Consider the following 16596-nt stretch of genomic DNA (forward strand, 5'->3'; position numbering starts at 1 on the left):
AGATTAGTTTCTTATCGGCGCAAGCGCCGAGCGTAATCCGTCACCCACCAAATTGATGGATAAAACTGTAAATAAAATGGCAAGACCTGGAATGGTGATGGTCCATGGGGCGATAAGCAGGCTACTTAACCCTTGGAAAATCATCGAGCCCCATTCTGAACTTGGCGCTTGTGCACCAAGGTTTAAGAAACCAAGTGCGGCAATGTCCAAAATCGCTACAGAAATAGCAATGGTCGTTTGAATAATCACCACATCCCAAACATTTGGCATAATCACATACCAAAATATTTGCACCTGGCTGGCGCCATCAAGTTTAGCTGCGGTAACATATTCTTTTTGCAATTCTTCATGAACGGCTTGATGTATTGCACGAACAAATTGTGGGGTTAGCGCAATACCTACGGCCCAAAACACATTGGTTAGCCCAGGTCCCGTGACTGCGACGACTAAAATGGCTAATAGAAGTGATGGGATAGAAAGTAAAGCATCTAATAAGTGACCTAAAATACTCGATTTTAATCCGCGCATCATTCCAGATAATGAACCAATGATAAAGCCAACCACTAGTGCGCATATCACTACAATTAGCGACATACCAAAAGTCAGTCTGACTCCATGAAGAATACGGCTAAATAAATCTCGTCCTAAGTCATCGGTGCCTAAAAAGTGGGAAACATGACCAGCTTGATCCCAAGATGGGGGTAATAAAATCGCATCAGGATTTTGCATCTCAGGTTGAAAAGGCGCCAGTAGCGGGCCAAAAACCACTAAAAGTAATAAAAATATCACCGCCCATAGGCCCGCAACGGCAAATGGGTTACTGGCAAACGCATGCCATAGTTGCCCCAAAGGCGATTCCATTTGTTCTTCTTGGTAGAGTTTTTTAATTGGCATACAACTCTTTCCTATTAATTGGGTTAATAGAGGTATGCAATAACTCAATGACAATGCTTAAAAAAATGATCAACAAAGAAACAGATAATATTCCTGCTTGGATCACTGTGTAGTCCCGTTGATAAATACCGTTAATTAGCCATGAGCCCACTCCTGGCCAAGCAAAAATAACTTCTACAATAATGCCGTAACTTGCAAATGAGCCTAGCATCAAACCGAATGCTTTTAACACTGGAATAAGCGCATTTGGCAGAGCATGTCTGATTAGAATACGGTATGTACTTAACCCTCTGGCCTCTGCGGCGCGAATATAGGTTTGTGTCATGACGGTCACCATAGCTTGGCGAGTGATCCGAATAACTACAGTAAAAGGTAATACGGCTAAGGTGACCGCAGGCAGTATGATATGCAGTAAAGCATCTTTAAACGCCGACATACTGTAACTTGATTCAGATAACAATGTATCTATCAACATAATACGGGTGACGGGCTCTATTTCGTATAATAGGTTAATTTGACCAGAAATCGGTAACCATTCAAGCTGTACCCCGAACCATAGCGCTAAAGTCAGCCCTAACCAAAATACTGGAATGGAATAACCCGTTAATGTTATGGCTAGAATGCTTCTTTGTACTGGTTTACTGGTGCTTAGAGAGGCAAGCACCCCTAAAGGCACGCCAAAAAAAACCGCAATACAACCTGCAAATAATGACAATTCGAAGGATGCTGGTAATACCGCACTGAGCTCATCTGCCACACTTTGCTGAGAGTTGACTGAAATACCAAAATTTCCAGATAATCGCTGCTCCACATAAGCAAAGAATTGACTAATCTGGTTGCCATTTAAGTTATAGTCCTCGACGGTTTGGGCTTGCTGCTCTGCTGTAGGAAACTGAACGCCCGAAAGTGCATAACCCTTTTCTACAGGAAACATGCCTGTGGCGAAAAATAATACTGCAATCATCACTAAAGACGTCGCAAAAAAGAGGTTTATTCGTCTTAACAGATAACGCCACATTAGGGTTGAATCTCCTCTTTTATAAGCTCGACACTGGAGAAAGACATTCCACCATAAGGGTTTACATTTTTAGTGCTGACACTCGTACTCTTCAAAAGTAGCTTTTGTGCATGAGCAATATTTACTAAAGGCACTTGCTCATGAATAATCTGCTCAGCCTGTTTATAAAGGGCTTTACGCTCCGATTTAGATAAGGTTTCCTTCGCTTGTGCCAATACTGTGTCTAATTCATTCGAACACCAGCGAGAGCGATTATTGTTAGACTCTAACGCACTGCAACTGAGTAGTGGGGTAAAAAAGTTATCTGGGTCTGTATTATCAGCATTCCAACCAATCAGCACCGAGTCGTAATCACTGGAAATTAATTTTTGAGTGAATACACTCCAGTCGTAGCTGACAATATTCACCGTCACGCCAATATTGGCTAAGTCTGCTTGAATGAGCTCAGCAGTTTTGAGTGCATTGGGATTATAAATCCTGACCACAGGCATAGCCCAAATATCAAATGAAAGATTACTCACTCCAGCTTCTTTTAACAGCCGTTTCGCTTCTTCTGGATCATATTGATTAGCATCTTCGGTTTCGCTGTAAGCCCAAGACGCGGGAGGTAACATGCCGGATGCGGCAACAGCAGTATCATGATAGACCACATTAAGAATGTTCTGTTTGTCGACAGCATGAGCTAAAGCGTGGCGGACATTGACATCATCCAATGGTGGCTTTTGAGTATTGAATGCCCAAAAAGCGACGTTTAAACCTGGCTTAGTTCGCAATTCAAGGTGCTTATGTTTTTTAATCACAGCCAGTTCATTGGCTTTAGGCAGTGCGGAAACTTGGCAATCGCGGGTGATGATTTTTGCCAGTCTTGATTCGCTTTTACGGGTAATATCAAAAACTAATAAATCAATTTTAGCTTGCTCACCCCAATAGTACTGATTTCGTTTGAAGCGTATATATTCATTTTTAGCATATTCAGCTAAATAAAATGGTCCTGTACCTATGGCAAAATAGTCGACATTTTCCGGCGTACCAGCTTCAAGTTGTTGCATCGCATATTCTGCCGATAGAATAACGGCAAAATCGGTTGCGAGATTAGATAAAAATGAAGCATCTTTCTGCGCAAGATGGAAAATAATTTCATAGTCATTCACTTTCTCAATTTGAGTGACTAAGTTAGCAAAATCAATACTCTGAAAGAATGGGTAACCAGTACGGCTGACTAAATGATATGGGTGATTTACATCAATAATCCGCCCGAAAGAGAAAATGACGTCGTCAGCGTTGAAGCTGCGTGATGGACTGAACAGTGCGTTATATTGAAATTGTACGCCTTGACGCAAGGTAAAATGATAGCGAAGGCCATCATCCGATACTTTCCAGTCAGTAGCCAGAGATGCGGTGTAGTCAGATGAGTCATCGTTGTAATCAATTAGTCGATTATAGAGCTGATTTGAGCTCGCATCGATGGTGGTGCCCGAAGTGATTAATTGCGGATTAAATGTTTCTGGGTTACCTTCAGAGCAATAAACAATCCCTGATGGGACATTTAACTCACCACAAGCTGTTACTAAAAAAGATAGTAAGCAGAGTAATGCTAAGGGATTCCAGCGTTCTCTTTTCACACGCATTTTTTCATCATTTAATTTTTAGGCTGTAAACGACTATTTTAGCAGTGTTAATAACTTAGGAGCAAATATCATCTTAAGCCTTCTCTAATAAGTTGTACTTTTTCAATATGCCACGCAACTGGTGATAACTTAATCCAAGTAACTCAGCGGTTTTCTTCTGATTATACTGACTTTCTGCCAAGGCTTTTTTAAGCAACTCAACCTCATAATTTTCAGTGTGCTCTTTAAAGTTAATAGGGAAGCTAAACTGGTTATTTAATTGGATAGCCTGATCCACCTGATTTTCATCACTCGCCTCAGTATCTGATGCAGTAACAGGAGCTTCTGAATTGACATTGTCAGCTATTTGCTGCCTTTCACGGGTTTTAACTCGACTTGTTGGGCGATAAGGTGAGGCAAATGGGTCAAGGATAATATGGTCAATTTCATCACCATCAGAACCACGGCGGTAAACACTTCGCTCCACTACGTTTTTAAGTTCACGAATATTACCAGGCCAGCGATGAGACATTAACTGCTCTGTTGCTACAGGACTAAAGCCGCCAAAGAAATCTAAGTTTAGTTGTCTTGCCATACTGACTGCAAAATATTCAGCCAGCGGCATGATATCTTCAGTTCTACATCTTAATGGCGGTAATGTAATGACATCGAATGCTAGTCGGTCGAGTAAATCGGCGCGAAACTCGCCATTTTCAGCAAGAGTAGGTAAGTCTTCATTAGCCGCACACACCAATCTGACATTGGTTTGGACTGTTTTACTGCCGCCAACACGTTCAAATTCGCCATATTCAATAACACGTAGAAGCTTTTCTTGAATTAATCCTGAAGTGTTAGCAAGTTCATCTAAAAATAATGTGCCGTCATCAGCTCGCTCAAAACGACCCTCATGTTTTCCTTTCGCGCCAGTAAACGCACCAGACTCATGGCCAAATAGTTCACTTTCAAGTAAAGACTCACTTAAAGAGGAACAATTAAGTTTAATAAACTCTTGATCCCAACGTGCAGATAGAAAATGTAACCGTTCTGCGATAAGTTCTTTACCTGTACCACGTTCACCAATGATTAAAACTGGCTTAGAAAGTGGGGCAACTTTAGAAACATGTTCCAATACTTCTAATAAAGCATTGGATTGTCCGATAAGATTGTCTTGCTCAAATTGTCTAGTCACTGTAATTTTTAGTCTATTACGCTAACAAGTGGTGAAAATCATAATAGTTGGCTAGCGCTTTAAAATAAAGAAAAAGTTAATAATTTGGTTAACTTGTTGAAAATTAAAGCTTATGCAAAGTTGGCACGGCATGTGAATAGTAATATTCGACTTTAACAAAATATTTGAGGGACACATTATGGGAATCTTCTCACGCTTTGCAGATATCATTAATTCGAACATCAGTGCTTTATTAGATAAAGCAGAAGATCCAGAAAAAATGGTTCGTCTGATTATTCAGGAAATGGAAGATACGTTAGTAGAAGTACGTTCAACCTCTGCGAAAGTGTTAGCAGAAAAGAAAGAACTACTGCGTCGTATTAGCCGAGTACAAGAACAAGTTATCGATTGGCAGGCAAAAGCTGAATTGGCTTTATCGAAAGATAGGGAAGACTTAGCAAAAGCGGCTCTAGTCGAAAAACAAAAAACAGTGACCATTTTAGAAACACTTGAAATGGAACTACAAGTTGTTGAAGAGCATATTGCACGTCTTAAGCAAGAAGTAGAACAGCTTCAAGAAAAGCTTAATGATGCACGCGCTCGTCAAAAAACAATTATCATGCGCAAACAAACTGCAACTTCACGTTTAGAAGTGAAAAAGCAGTTAGATTCAAGCAAAATTGATGATGCAATGGTGAAGTTCGAAAACTACGAACGCCGTGTTGAAGGTTTAGAGTCTCAAGTTGAAGCTTATGACCTAGGCAAAAAAGGTAACCTTGCTGATGAGTTCGCAGCATTAGAAGCTGAAGACTCAGTCAATGAAGAGCTAGAAGCATTAAAAGCGAAAGTGAAAGCGAAATCAGCACCAAAAACGCAAACTAAAACAAACAAGTAAAATTTTTTCAGAGGTGAGTTATGGATATGGATCTTCTTATTGCCCCAATTATTATTTTTCTAGTGATTGTGGCGCCTATCTGGTTGGTTCTTCATTATCGCAGTAAGCGACAAGTGAGCCAGGGGCTCACTGAGGCAGAGTTTTCACAATTGAACGAATTGATCGCCCAAGCGGATAAAATGGGACAACGCATTGAAACGTTGGAAGCTATTTTAGACACGGAAGCACCTGAATGGAGGGGGAAACATGAGCAAAGCTAACGGTCGTACATTATACCGTATCCCCCAGTCGGGTAAAATTTCAGGAGTATGTGCAGGGATTGCCGACTACTTTAATTTTGAAACATGGTTAGTACGTGTTATTGCGGTATCAATCTTTTTAGTTGGCGGTTCTGGGCCCATTTTAATCATCTATATCGCTTTATGGTTAATTTTGGATAGCAATACAGTAGAGGAGAGTGCTAAACAAAATCATAAAGATATCGAAGTGAAGAAAAAGGTATGGCAAGCTGGTGAGCCTGCAAAACGTGCTCTTCACGATGTTAATAGCCAGTTCTACGCGCTTGAAATTAGATTGCAACGTTTAGAACGTCATGTAACTTCAGATAACTTTGATTTAAAACATGAAATTAATAACCTATAAAATTGCGCCACCTGCTTTAACTTAGCTCTACATTGAGCTATCAGAAATCCAATGGGCGGTACACCGCCCTTGAATTTTCCTTTCTTGCCTAGATGTTATAGTCAGCAAAGTGCTAAATTAATCTCGATATGAATGAGAATTGTTAGCCTAAATCTTAGTGACCAATCCCTGTTTTACACCGACTTGAGATAAATTATGAGTTTTTTTGATCGTTCAATGAGTAAAATTTCCAAAAAAACGAGTCAATTAGTACATCGAAGCACAGACAGACATGTCCGTTTAGCAGTGACGGGTCTATCTGGCGCTGGTAAAACTGCTTTTATCACAGGGCTTGTGAATCAAATGCTTCATGCTGGAAGTAATGTCAAACATAACCCGTTACCACTTTGGCAAGTGTCGAGAGAGAATCGTCTTATTGGTATTAAACGAGCGATGCAGCCAGATTTAGCTATCGCGAGTTTTGACTATCAGGGTGGAATGAATGCGTTAACGTCATCGCCGGCGACTTGGCCTGCTTCGACAAGGAATATTTCTGAACTTCGTTTAGCGATTAAATATCGTCCAAGAAAAGGCATCTTAGCTAAAATTTCAGACACTGCCACTTTATATGTTGATATTGTTGATTACCCAGGTGAATGGTTACTTGATTTGCCTATGCTAAAGCAAAGTTATTCAGAATGGGTTACTGGGCAGATATCAGTGAAAAACAGGCTAAAACATTCAGCTTGTTATCCCGCTTTTGAATCAGCGATAAATGAAATCAAATTCTCTGAAACCGCAGATGAGCACAAACTTAAACAAGTTGCAGATCTATACCAGGCTTTATTAATTGACTTAGTCAATACCGAAGGTTTTTATCTTGCTCAACCAGGCAGAATGTTATTACCAGGCGAATTTGCTGACACGCCGTTGCTCGCGTTTTTCCCTTTAGTCAATCTATCTTTAGAGCAACTTGCCGAACTTGAAGCAACAGCGGAAGACAGTTACTACCAAGTATTAAAAAAACGCTATCAAGAGTATGTCTCTGTTGTGGTTAAACCATTTTATCGTGATTACTTTGCGAGTTTTGACCGTCAGTTAGTGCTGGTGGACTGCTTTAATGGTTTGAATAATGGTAAAGCTCAATTCGAGGATATGGGGAATGCGTTAAATAGTATTGTGGAAAGTTTTCATTTTGGTCAATCAAGTTTATTGAGGCGTTTATTCTCACCTAAAATTGATAAATTATTGTTCGCTGCAAGTAAAGTTGATCGAGTCACACGGGATCAACAAAGTCATGTTTTAAGCTTGCTGACTGATATGCTCAAACACAGTCAACATTTTGCTAATTATGAAGGTTGCGAAGTGGAGACTATGGCCATCAGTGCCATCAAAGCAACCCAGCATGGCATGGTTAACACCTCATCGGGCGAGCAAGAAGTGGTAAGAGGTATAGATGAAAATCATAATATGTTGACAATTTTTCCGGGGGAAGTACCGCAAACGCTACCAGAAAATGACTTTTGGCAAAAACAGGGCTTTAATTTTGTATCGTTTAACCCGCCCAAAATACCTCCGTCAGCAAGTTCGGATCCTCACTTTGACCATATCCGGCTAGACCATTTACTGCAGTTTTTACTCGGGGATAAATTACAGTAATGAACCAATCAAATATGAATAGCAGCCAATCACAGCATCCAAGACATCAGACTGAACTAAAAAAACAGCAAGTGTTTGAGTCTGAAACCGTAGATGAGCCTCAAGTTAAGGCTGGGCAATCTTATGCTGAAGTCGAGTTCATTTGTGAAACTGCGTTAGCAGAAATAACAGAAGACATTGAGGTTATCGAAGCCACTACATCGCCTAAAGGTTGGTCTAAAATGGCTAAGTTCTCATGTGTTGGGATTATTTTAGCGGTGATTGTACAAACGTTTTCTGGTTTGTATAACGCTTTTTTACAAAGTCCTGGGTTATTTGGCTTTTATGCCTCAGTGACGGCAATCGTTGTGGCATGGGTCTCCTCAATGACGGTTTCAGAGTGGCGAAAACTCGCTAAGCTTAAACACGTTGTCGATACTCAAGTTACAGGCGAGCGGTTGTCGCAAAGTATGCAACGCGGTGAGGCGGAAAAGTTTATTGGCCAATTGATACAGCATTATCCAGCAAGTAAGGGGAAGCAGCAGTTTATTTCGATTAACAGTAGCGAGCATAATGATGCTGAAATGGTGTTGCTATTTGACGATTTAGTGTTGAGCGAGCGTGATGAGAAAGCCAAACAAATCGTTAGCCGATATGCTGGTGAGTCAGCATTATTACTGGCGGCAAGTCCGTTGGCAGTATTAGATATGGCGATTATTTTGTGGCGTAACCAGGGAATGATTAATGCCATTGCAGATATTTATGGTATTGAATTAGGTTACTGGAGCCGAATAAGACTGATAAAAAGCATTATTGTGAATATTGTTTATGCGGGAACAACTGAAGTTGTCGCTGATTTAGGTACTCAGTTATTATCTGTCGAAATGACAGGCAAATTATCGGCAAGATTAGCACAAGGGCTAGGTGGTGGTTTGCTCACAGCAAGATTAGGTTACCAAGCGATGGGACTGTGCCGCCCGTTAAGCTTTAAAAAAGATAATCGCCCTAAACTTGGGCAAATTCATCAGCAGTTATTAACTGAGTTGAAATCTTTTTCAGCGTCTATGCTGAAAAAAAGCAAAGAAAAACAGGCTACTGAAAAAAACACTGATACAGAGAAGGAATAATTTCAGATTAAAATTTGAACTATTTGCGTTATTGACTACAGTTTTATGACGGCTATTTTCTGTTAAATTTTTTATGAAGGGAATAGCTTAAGCAGCCGATCAAGGAATAGGGAAGCCGATCGGTTTTAAATAGGACTTAAGGAGTTAACAATGAAACATCCATTTCTAATGGGCGTTGTATGCGCCTGCGCTTTATCATCAGTATTTACTCAATCGATTCAAGCTAAAGAAGTTGGAGCAATAGATTCAAAACAGCCTCAAGCTCAGATGCAGTCCACTTCGGCTAAAGATACTAAACTGGCTAAAGTCAATATCAACAAAGCCAGTACAACTGAATTACAACAGTTAAAAGGTATTGGAGAATCTAAAGCCAAAGCGATTGTGGATTATCGAACAAAACATGGGAAATTCACCAGTCTTAATCAGCTAAGTCAAGTTTCGGGAGTAGGGGATAAGTTGATAGAGCAAAATGCCAAACAAATTAGTTTTTAATTTTGCAAGCTGCTAATGCCGTAGGAGCGAATGTAATAGAAACTAATGCTGATTCAATTCAAGCAATCGTCACTTATGTATAAATCGTTTATATAAGAAGTGAGTGAAACCTGTAGTGGTATAAAAACAAAAAGGAGCCAGTGGCTCCTTTTTTATTATTGTTTATTTTTGCCTATTCATTGTGACTTAATGAAGCTATTGGGCATTTAGCTGTTGGCCGTTAACTTCAATCGCGTCATCACCCATAAGGTAAAGGTAAGTAGGCATAATTTCTTCAGCCGTTTTTATTGTCGCAGGATCTTCACCAGGATAGGCTTTAGCGCGCATTTCTGTGCGAGTCGCGCCAGGGTTAATGCTATTAACACGCACGCTGGTACCTTCGCATTCATGAGCTAATACTTGCATCATGCCTTCTGTGGCAAATTTTGAGAAGGCGTAAGGTCCCCAATAAGCACGCCCTTGTCTACCAACACTGCTTGAGGTGAAAATTAAAGATGCTGACGGCGCGGTGCGCATAATAGGTAATAGTGCTTTGGTCAAAATAACTTGAGCCGTTACGTTAATTTTCATCACATCTTCCAGTGACTCTAAATCAATGTGCTCGAATGGCCCTAAAGCGCCTAATAAGCTGGCATTATGTAAAACACCATCTAAATGGCCAAACTGTTCAGCAATGGTATCAGCCATGTCTTTATAGTTTTGCTCTGTTGCACCTTTTAAATCAAGTGGAACAATGGCTGGTTTTACATAACCTGCTTGTTCTATCTCATCGTAAACGGCTTCTAATTTCTTGACTGTTTTACCTAGTAAAATTACTGTAGCACCATGTTTTGCAAAATTAATTGCAGCAACACGACCGATGCCAGCACCTGCGCCAGTAACAAGAATAGTTTTATTTTTTAGTAAATCTTTTTTAGCTTGATATTCCAACATGGTTCAATTTTTCCTTCGGCTGCAAAAGCACGTCAAATCTAGATTCGAACAAAAGATAAACGATCGTTTTAAACAAATGACTGATAAATGTTAACGTGTAGTACTTTTGCATGTAACAAATATGTAGCTAACTCAATAGTTTTACGTTAACTTGAGATGAGTTAAGGACAAAAATATGTCCTTATGGTCATGCGTTTACGCTATTGTGACCAATTTTTGGGGAAATTAAAATTATTACAACAAGATTTGGGGAAAAAAGATGAAAAGACTCATATTGGGTGTTGCTATTGCATCTGCTCTTGGGCTTAGCGGCTGTAGTGAAGATAGTACTAATGAAGCGAAAGAATCAGTCGAGCCGCTCATTCCATTCTCTCAAGTGGTATTTGACCCTACTGCAGGTGATGTGCCATTACCAAATGACCTTTTATTTAACGGAACACTTGATGGAACGCTAGCTATACCTGGTGAAGACGGTGTCGATTATGTTGACCCAACTTTAGCATTAGGTGCATTAGATGGGTGGTCAACGACTTCTCCAATCTCTATTACTGTGGATCTTGCCGTAGACAACTCTGGTGAAATGCTAACATTAGATGCCGCATCAGTTTTCCAAGCAGGTGCTGTGCGCTTGTTTGAAGCTACAGTCGGCGGGTCGTTATCTACTGATCCTGAATGTACTGATGAGTTAATACTCTCAGCGTGTAAGATTGGCGAAGAACTTCAATTTGGGGTTGATTTCATCGCACAGGCTTCAGGTAATACCATTGCTATTGTTCCACTAAAAGCATTGAAGCCGAATCAGTCATATATTTATGCAACGACAAGTCTTGTTCAAGACTCTGCAGGAAGAGCTGTTGAACCATCAAGTACATACACTTTACTAAAGCTAGATATTGAAACTCAGCCTTTAGCAACTGATGACCAGCTTTTATTACAAGGTTTAGTTAACAGTTATGAGAAAGGATTAGCAGCGGCACATGGTGTTGATGCTGAAACCGTTTCTTATTCTGGTTTATTTACCACTCAGTCTGTTGCTGATGTGTATGAAACAACAAAACTCTTGATGGCTTCAACTCCAGGATATACCCCTTCTTTTGTTCAGACTCCGATGCCAATGGATAACGGTTTTGGTGGCGTAGTGACAGTCGCTCAAGCTGCAGGTTTAACTCCTGAAGATGGAGCAGCATATGTAGTATCAGATTTAGCTGATGTATACACAGCTGTGATCGAGGTACCTTATTACGGTGACTGTTCATCTACACAGTGTGATATCCCAATTATTGATGGGGCGCCAACAGCACCAAATGGTCGCTGGTTTGCCCTAGGTGATAGTCCGGTATCGGTACTGTTAGCACTAGAATCAGGCACCATGAGCGTTGCTAACTTTAGTTCGCAAGCTGTTGCTCAAGGTGTAGATCCTGCTGCAGCATTACAAAACCCTACATTAATGGCGGGTAAAACTTGGATGTTAGATGATGGAACAGCTGCTGATCCTACAAAACATTTGACTAAGTTTAATCCTATACCTAAACCAATGGGTACTGAAACTTTACCAGTATTAATTGCACTGCCAAATGCTGCTAAAGTTGCGGCTTTTCAAGCATCGCAAGGTTTAACCTTTACACCTCCATCAAATGGTTGGCCTACAAATATCGCACTACATGGTTTAGGTGGCGGTAAAGAAATGGCATTAGCTTATGCTGGTTCTTATGCCGCTTTAGGTATTGCGACAATTGCTATTGATATGCCTCTACATGGCGCACGTTCATACGGTGATGACGGAACGGGTTCATATATTATTTCAGCATCTGATCCTTCATATGGTGCTGTGATTGGCGAGCCTGATGCTTTTAAAAATGGTAACCCATTAGTATTTGTAAACGTAGCAAGTACGCTAACGGTTAGAGATAATTTCCGTCAAGCAACGATGGATCATTTAGCACTTCGTTTGTTACTTACAGGTATGTATGGACAAATTGCTGAGGCTGGTGGTCAACAAGTATTTGATATTAGTAAAATCAGTGCACAAGGTTTAAGTTTAGGTGGCATTGTTGGTACGACACTATCAACTTACGCTTCGACTGGTTTAGTTGACCCAACGACTGGAACGGAATTACCAAATGTATACGGTATTAATGCCGCATCGTTAGTGGCTCCTTCAGGTGGTTTAGCGGGTTCATTTGCTGGTTCTGCGACTTTTGGTCCAGTGTTATTTGAAACTGTGACAGCAACAGATGACTTTATGGCTTTAGTTGATGAAGCAAACGAAGCAGGTTATGAACCTGGAACGCCTGAGTATGCTGCGTTAGTAGAATCAGTTTATGCTGCATTTATCCCAACATTTGCCTTCGCGGTACAAACAGCGGTAGATTCAGCGGATCCATTAAACCACGCTGCAATGTTAGCTGACACCCAACTACCTATTCACTTAATAGAAGTAGCGGGTGATGGCGCGGGTAACCTACCTGATCAAGTATTGCCTAATATGGTTGAAGGTTTCCCATTATCTGGAACTGAGCCATTAATTGCAGGTTTAGGTTTAGGTTGTGTTAGCTCTAATAACGCGGGTTCTGGTGCGGTTCGATTTGCCAAAGGCCATCACAGCTCGTTAGTTAGCGCTGACGAAATCGATGGTGTAACTGACGGTATGGCAGCTCAAGCGACGGTAGAAATGCAATCACAAGTCGCAGCATTTGCTAAATCTGCTGGCTTAGGGGCAGCAACAATCCTTGTTGATAATGATGAAGTACTTGTTCCTTGTAGCTAATTAGTCAAGTTAATTTGTATTTTGCTTAAAAACCCAGCAGTTGCTGGGTTTTTTATTGTCTACAAGCTTTAACTTCCTGCTAAGATAACAGCAATTAACGAATTATTACGGAGTGTATTTTGGAGTTTTTATCTGAGTACGGCATGTTTCTAGCTAAGGCTGTCACTATTGTCGTCGCAATTCTTGCGGTAGTGATTGTTGTGCTAGCTAGCAGCATGAAACAAAAGGCCGAGAAGGGTGAGCTAAAGCTTACTGATGTTACCGACGAGCTTAAGCAACTTGAAAAAGAGCTAAAAGAAGAGTTGTTATCTAAAAAGCAATTTAAGGCTTATGAAAAGAAGCTAAAAGCTGATGATAAAGCCGCTGACAAAGAAGAAACATCACCTTCAAAAGTATTTGTTATCGACTTTAAAGGCAGTATTGATGCTGGTGAAGTCGCCTCGTTAAGAGAAGAGATTACTGCGATTTTAACCGTAGCTGATAAAGATGATCAGGTGTTGGTTAATGTCGAGAGTGGCGGTGGTATGGTTCATGGTTATGGACTAGCCTCAAGCCAATTAGACAGATTAAAACAAGCCAAAATACCTTTGACTATTTGTATCGATAAGGTGGCAGCAAGTGGCGGTTATATGATGGCTTGTGTGGCAGATAAAGTGTATGCAGCGCCTTTTGCTATTGTTGGCTCAATTGGCGTTGTAGCGCAGTTACCTAACTTTAGTCGTTTACTGAAAAAACACGATATTGATTATGAACAGCATACAGCGGGTGACTTCAAACGTACCTTAACTGTGTTTGGTGAAAATACTGATGAAGGTCGTGAGAAGTTTCAAGAAGAACTTGAAGAAACTCATGTTCTATTTAAAGAGTTCGTCAGTAAATATCGCCCTGATATGGACATTGCTAAAGTGGCTACAGGTGAACATTGGTACGGTCAACAAGCCATTGAACTTGGTTTGGTCGATGCTATTTCAACCAGTGATGATGTTATTTTAGGTCTTGCTAAAGAGCATCAAGTGATAAAAATTAAGTATCAAATGAAGAAGAAACTAGCTGACAAAATTGCTCATGGTGCTTCTATGTCAGTTGATGGCGTTTTGAATCGTTTAATGGAGCGTGAAAACGCAGTTAAATAACAAAATAAGGATATAAATGCAGCAAGAGTCGGGTTATAAAGCGAATATGATGGTAGGGGATCAATGTTACCCTGCTTTTGAATTACGCAATTTGCTCAATTTTATTGAAATTCACTTAGGTGAAACTGTTGCTGCCGATATCTATCAAAAAATAGGGCTAGGCCCATTAGAGCTTGAAGCCATGCAGTTTGTTTATGTATGGCAAGTTGAGTTCGCAATGGAACAATTAAGACTATTGAGCCCTGATAAAGAAGTTGGCGCCCGCTTGGGTGCCAGTTATCAAGTTGAATCCCTCGATGTTCTATTGCCTTTTTTCGACCAATTTACCACTCTAGGTGAATGCCTTAAGTTTGTTATTCAAAATCCAGATCTAGCAGGTAGCTTTGCAGATACCTTAGTTCGGATTGAAGATGACATGCTGTGGGTTCGTTGGCTAAATACTGGCAAAGTATCAGCTGATAAATTTGCATTTCAATTTCAGCACAGTGTTTGTGCCTTACTCGGCGCAGCAAGACAGTTAGTCGATAATCCAGTCTTTATTGATGAAATTCATTTTGCTTCCCCTAAATGTAATACACCATTTTTAAGCTCAGAAACCAGCGCGACTATGGTATTTGACTGTGACTTTTTTGAATGGGGAATTAATCTTGGTGTGTTAAATAACCAACTTGCTTACCAATTTGATCCTATTAATCCTAAAAAAATGCAGCCAGAGAGTATTTCACTTATTGATAGAGTGCTAAATGGAATTCGAGACGGGATGCCAACACCTGCAAAATTAGACCAGTTTGCACAGACTTTGCATATGAGCGACCGTAGTTTACGGCGTAAGTTATCTGCAGCAGGTACAACTTATCAAAAGTTAGTCGACCAAGTCCGCTGCCAAGCAGCGATTAATTTAATTTTAGCAGATCAACTATCTATTGAGGATATTGCGGAAACCCTTGGTTATGGTGATGTAAGCCATTTCAGACAGAGCTTCAAACATTGGTTAGGTTATCCGCCAGGTCATTTTTTAAGACTAAATCAACAAACTAACCCAATGCCAGAGCAAACCTCTTTTTAGTTTTCGATTAAATTTATTGGCACGTGCCGATATTTGCCGACATGTTATCTATCCATCGTTTAACTAACTCTGTTCCTTCCGAATGTACTATCTCACGGCCTATAGGTGGCATTTTGTCCTTTGGCGCTGATAACACTTGCCTATAGTGCAATATTGACTGCTCAGCATTACCAGGGACGATGTCGTAAGCTAAACCATTAGGGCCACCATCCCAACCTGGTGGTTGTTTACAGACACCATATTTAAAGCTTGTATGGTCAATATGGTAGCTTAATCTCAGCCCTGAAATACTCGCAAACCCTTGTTCATTATGACAGTGTGCGCAGTTGATATCTAAATATCCCTTAGCTCGATTGGTCAAGTCCGCAGCCTCATTTATTAAACTAAAACTTTTATCTACTGTATCTAAATCTGGTAAATCGGCCAAAATTGCAAGGTTGGACCATAGGTTTAGCTGATTAACTGGATTAGCATTTTCTCGTGGAATATCTAGGTTGAGTAAATGCGCCTTTAATCCGATAGGGTTGATGCGACTAATATCATTTTCGTTAATTTGATGACATATTTTACATTCGACTTTGCTAGGAATATGGTAATCGAATGTCATTGACTCACCTTGATTATTTAATGTGTGAGTCACATCAGCGCCAGCAATGATGAGTTCTGCATTATCTTGTTGCCATTGGTAAGTTAACGCTGTCCAGCCAGCTTCACGATGGATCATCAACCGGGTTTCAATCAACTTTTCATTGTTTTCGCCTGTTGATTGAGTATCAAACGGTAAGGCAAAGCTTTTGACTAATACACTGCCAACAGGGAGTTGAAAAACTTGTTGCGGCATGAACTTCATTTGCTGGTTTTCAGGCAAGAATACAAATCGGTATTTACTTGCGTAGTTAGAAAATAACTCAGTAGACAATTGATAATTAATTCCTGGGGCTCTTGGAGCTTCAGTTGGCTTAGTCGGCTCTACAAAAAGACTATAATCGCTTAAATTAGGGATCACCGTCAGTTTTTGCTCGGCAATGAGAGCATTCTTTCGCTTTACTCGAAATACGCTTTTGACATGAAGGACATTCAATTAACGCCATAACTTGCCTACTTTGCTAAATTATCAACAACGGCAAGCATAGCAACTAACGATGCTTCACCTAAATATTCACAACGAGCTGGCGACCAACCTACTACAGGATCAGGCAAGTTGTCGTTGTCTTTAAACGGCATTTCTAATGTATTA

Annotated in this window: 15 protein-coding genes; 9 read left to right on the forward strand and 6 right to left on the reverse strand. The window is 40.4% G+C overall.

Annotation, left to right across the window (positions count from 1 at the left end; all coding sequences use genetic code 11):
* Positions 1 to 3: 3 nt before the first annotated feature.
* From FNZ24_RS17085 to pspF, 4 genes are all read right to left on the reverse strand, one after another.
* On the reverse strand, positions 4 to 894 hold the full coding sequence (locus FNZ24_RS17085; protein ID WP_153916045.1) for an ABC transporter permease subunit: 891 nt from the start codon (positions 892 to 894) through the stop codon (positions 4 to 6).
* Positions 884 to 1912, reverse strand: coding sequence for an ABC transporter permease (locus tag FNZ24_RS17090; RefSeq protein ID WP_153916046.1), 1029 nt, complete (start codon positions 1910 to 1912; stop codon positions 884 to 886). The genes FNZ24_RS17085 and FNZ24_RS17090 overlap by 11 nt, the downstream gene beginning before the upstream one ends.
* Positions 1912 to 3540 (reverse strand): ABC transporter substrate-binding protein, encoded by a 1629-nt coding sequence (locus FNZ24_RS17095; protein WP_153916047.1) that lies wholly within the window; start codon positions 3538 to 3540, stop codon positions 1912 to 1914. Before FNZ24_RS17095 ends, FNZ24_RS17090 begins: the two co-directional genes overlap by 1 nt.
* A 73-nt stretch (positions 3541 to 3613) precedes the next feature.
* A complete protein-coding gene (gene pspF / locus FNZ24_RS17100; protein ID WP_153916048.1) occupies positions 3614 to 4708 on the reverse strand; it encodes a phage shock protein operon transcriptional activator in 1095 nt (364 codons plus the stop codon).
* A 178-nt stretch (positions 4709 to 4886) separates the two neighbouring features.
* Here pspF and pspA point away from each other — a divergent pair, with 178 nt between their 5' ends.
* From pspA to FNZ24_RS17130, 6 genes are all read left to right on the forward strand, one after another.
* A complete protein-coding gene (pspA, locus tag FNZ24_RS17105) occupies positions 4887 to 5582 on the forward strand; it encodes a phage shock protein PspA (protein WP_153916049.1) in 696 nt (231 codons plus the stop codon).
* A 20-nt stretch (positions 5583 to 5602) separates the two neighbouring features.
* The gene (gene pspB / locus FNZ24_RS17110) at positions 5603 to 5842 is read left to right on the forward strand and encodes an envelope stress response membrane protein PspB (RefSeq protein ID WP_153916050.1); all 240 of its coding nucleotides are present in this window, start codon (positions 5603 to 5605) and stop codon (positions 5840 to 5842) included.
* Positions 5829 to 6224 (forward strand): envelope stress response membrane protein PspC, encoded by a 396-nt coding sequence (gene pspC, locus FNZ24_RS17115; protein WP_153916051.1) that lies wholly within the window; start codon positions 5829 to 5831, stop codon positions 6222 to 6224. The genes pspB and pspC overlap by 14 nt, the downstream gene beginning before the upstream one ends.
* A 195-nt stretch (positions 6225 to 6419) precedes the next feature.
* Positions 6420 to 7862 carry a YcjX family protein gene (locus tag FNZ24_RS17120; protein ID WP_153916052.1) on the forward strand — a complete coding sequence of 481 codons (1443 nt, stop codon included), beginning with the start codon at positions 6420 to 6422 and terminating at the stop codon, positions 7860 to 7862.
* Complete coding sequence (locus FNZ24_RS17125; RefSeq protein WP_153916053.1) at positions 7862 to 8968, forward strand: TIGR01620 family protein; 1107 nt, start codon at positions 7862 to 7864, stop codon at positions 8966 to 8968. The genes FNZ24_RS17120 and FNZ24_RS17125 overlap by 1 nt, the downstream gene beginning before the upstream one ends.
* A gap of 150 nt (positions 8969 to 9118) precedes the next feature.
* Positions 9119 to 9460, forward strand: coding sequence for a ComEA family DNA-binding protein (locus FNZ24_RS17130; RefSeq protein ID WP_228768529.1), 342 nt, complete (start codon positions 9119 to 9121; stop codon positions 9458 to 9460).
* A gap of 195 nt (positions 9461 to 9655) precedes the next feature.
* On the opposite strand, the gene FNZ24_RS17135 is transcribed toward FNZ24_RS17130, so the two are convergent.
* Positions 9656 to 10393 carry a YciK family oxidoreductase gene (locus FNZ24_RS17135; RefSeq protein ID WP_153916054.1) on the reverse strand — a complete coding sequence of 246 codons (738 nt, stop codon included), beginning with the start codon at positions 10391 to 10393 and terminating at the stop codon, positions 9656 to 9658.
* Positions 10394 to 10652: 259 nt separating this feature from the next.
* Here FNZ24_RS17135 and FNZ24_RS17140 point away from each other — a divergent pair, with 259 nt between their 5' ends.
* The 3 genes from FNZ24_RS17140 (at position 10653) to FNZ24_RS17150 (ending at position 15359) form a co-directional block, all read left to right on the forward strand.
* Positions 10653 to 13160, forward strand: coding sequence for a VolA/Pla-1 family phospholipase (locus tag FNZ24_RS17140; protein ID WP_153916055.1), 2508 nt, complete (start codon positions 10653 to 10655; stop codon positions 13158 to 13160).
* A 119-nt stretch (positions 13161 to 13279) separates the two neighbouring features.
* Positions 13280 to 14293, forward strand: a complete 1014-nt coding sequence (gene sohB / locus FNZ24_RS17145) for a protease SohB (RefSeq protein WP_153916056.1) — start codon at positions 13280 to 13282, stop codon at positions 14291 to 14293.
* 16 nt (positions 14294 to 14309) lie between these two features.
* A complete protein-coding gene (locus tag FNZ24_RS17150; protein WP_153916057.1) occupies positions 14310 to 15359 on the forward strand; it encodes an AraC family transcriptional regulator in 1050 nt (349 codons plus the stop codon).
* A gap of 13 nt (positions 15360 to 15372) precedes the next feature.
* Here FNZ24_RS17150 and FNZ24_RS17155 read toward each other — a convergent pair whose 3' ends face one another.
* Positions 15373 to 16440 (reverse strand): SO2930 family diheme c-type cytochrome, encoded by a 1068-nt coding sequence (locus FNZ24_RS17155; protein WP_153916058.1) that lies wholly within the window; start codon positions 16438 to 16440, stop codon positions 15373 to 15375.
* Positions 16441 to 16596 lie beyond the last annotated feature (156 nt).

This window comes from Shewanella sp. TC10 (assembly GCF_009663145.1).
Taxonomy (GTDB): domain Bacteria; phylum Pseudomonadota; class Gammaproteobacteria; order Enterobacterales; family Shewanellaceae; genus Shewanella.

Bases quoted from the DNA above. Each gene is read 5' to 3' on its own strand.
- FNZ24_RS17085 (WP_153916045.1), bottom strand. From the start codon at position 894: ATGCCAATTAAAAAACTCTACCAAGAAGAACAAATGGAATCGCCTTTG.
- FNZ24_RS17090 (WP_153916046.1), bottom strand. From the start codon at position 1,912: ATGTGGCGTTATCTGTTAAGACGAATAAACCTCTTTTTTGCGACGTCT.
- FNZ24_RS17095 (WP_153916047.1), bottom strand. From the start codon at position 3,540: ATGCGTGTGAAAAGAGAACGCTGGAATCCCTTAGCATTACTCTGCTTA.
- pspA (WP_153916049.1), top strand. From the start codon at position 4,887: ATGGGAATCTTCTCACGCTTTGCAGATATCATTAATTCGAACATCAGT.
- pspB (WP_153916050.1), top strand. From the start codon at position 5,603: ATGGATATGGATCTTCTTATTGCCCCAATTATTATTTTTCTAGTGATT.
- pspC (WP_153916051.1), top strand. From the start codon at position 5,829: ATGAGCAAAGCTAACGGTCGTACATTATACCGTATCCCCCAGTCGGGT.
- FNZ24_RS17120 (WP_153916052.1), top strand. From the start codon at position 6,420: ATGAGTTTTTTTGATCGTTCAATGAGTAAAATTTCCAAAAAAACGAGT.
- FNZ24_RS17125 (WP_153916053.1), top strand. From the start codon at position 7,862: ATGAACCAATCAAATATGAATAGCAGCCAATCACAGCATCCAAGACAT.
- FNZ24_RS17130 (WP_228768529.1), top strand. From the start codon at position 9,119: ATGAAACATCCATTTCTAATGGGCGTTGTATGCGCCTGCGCTTTATCA.
- FNZ24_RS17135 (WP_153916054.1), bottom strand. From the start codon at position 10,393: ATGTTGGAATATCAAGCTAAAAAAGATTTACTAAAAAATAAAACTATT.
- FNZ24_RS17140 (WP_153916055.1), top strand. From the start codon at position 10,653: ATGAAAAGACTCATATTGGGTGTTGCTATTGCATCTGCTCTTGGGCTT.
- FNZ24_RS17150 (WP_153916057.1), top strand. From the start codon at position 14,310: ATGCAGCAAGAGTCGGGTTATAAAGCGAATATGATGGTAGGGGATCAA.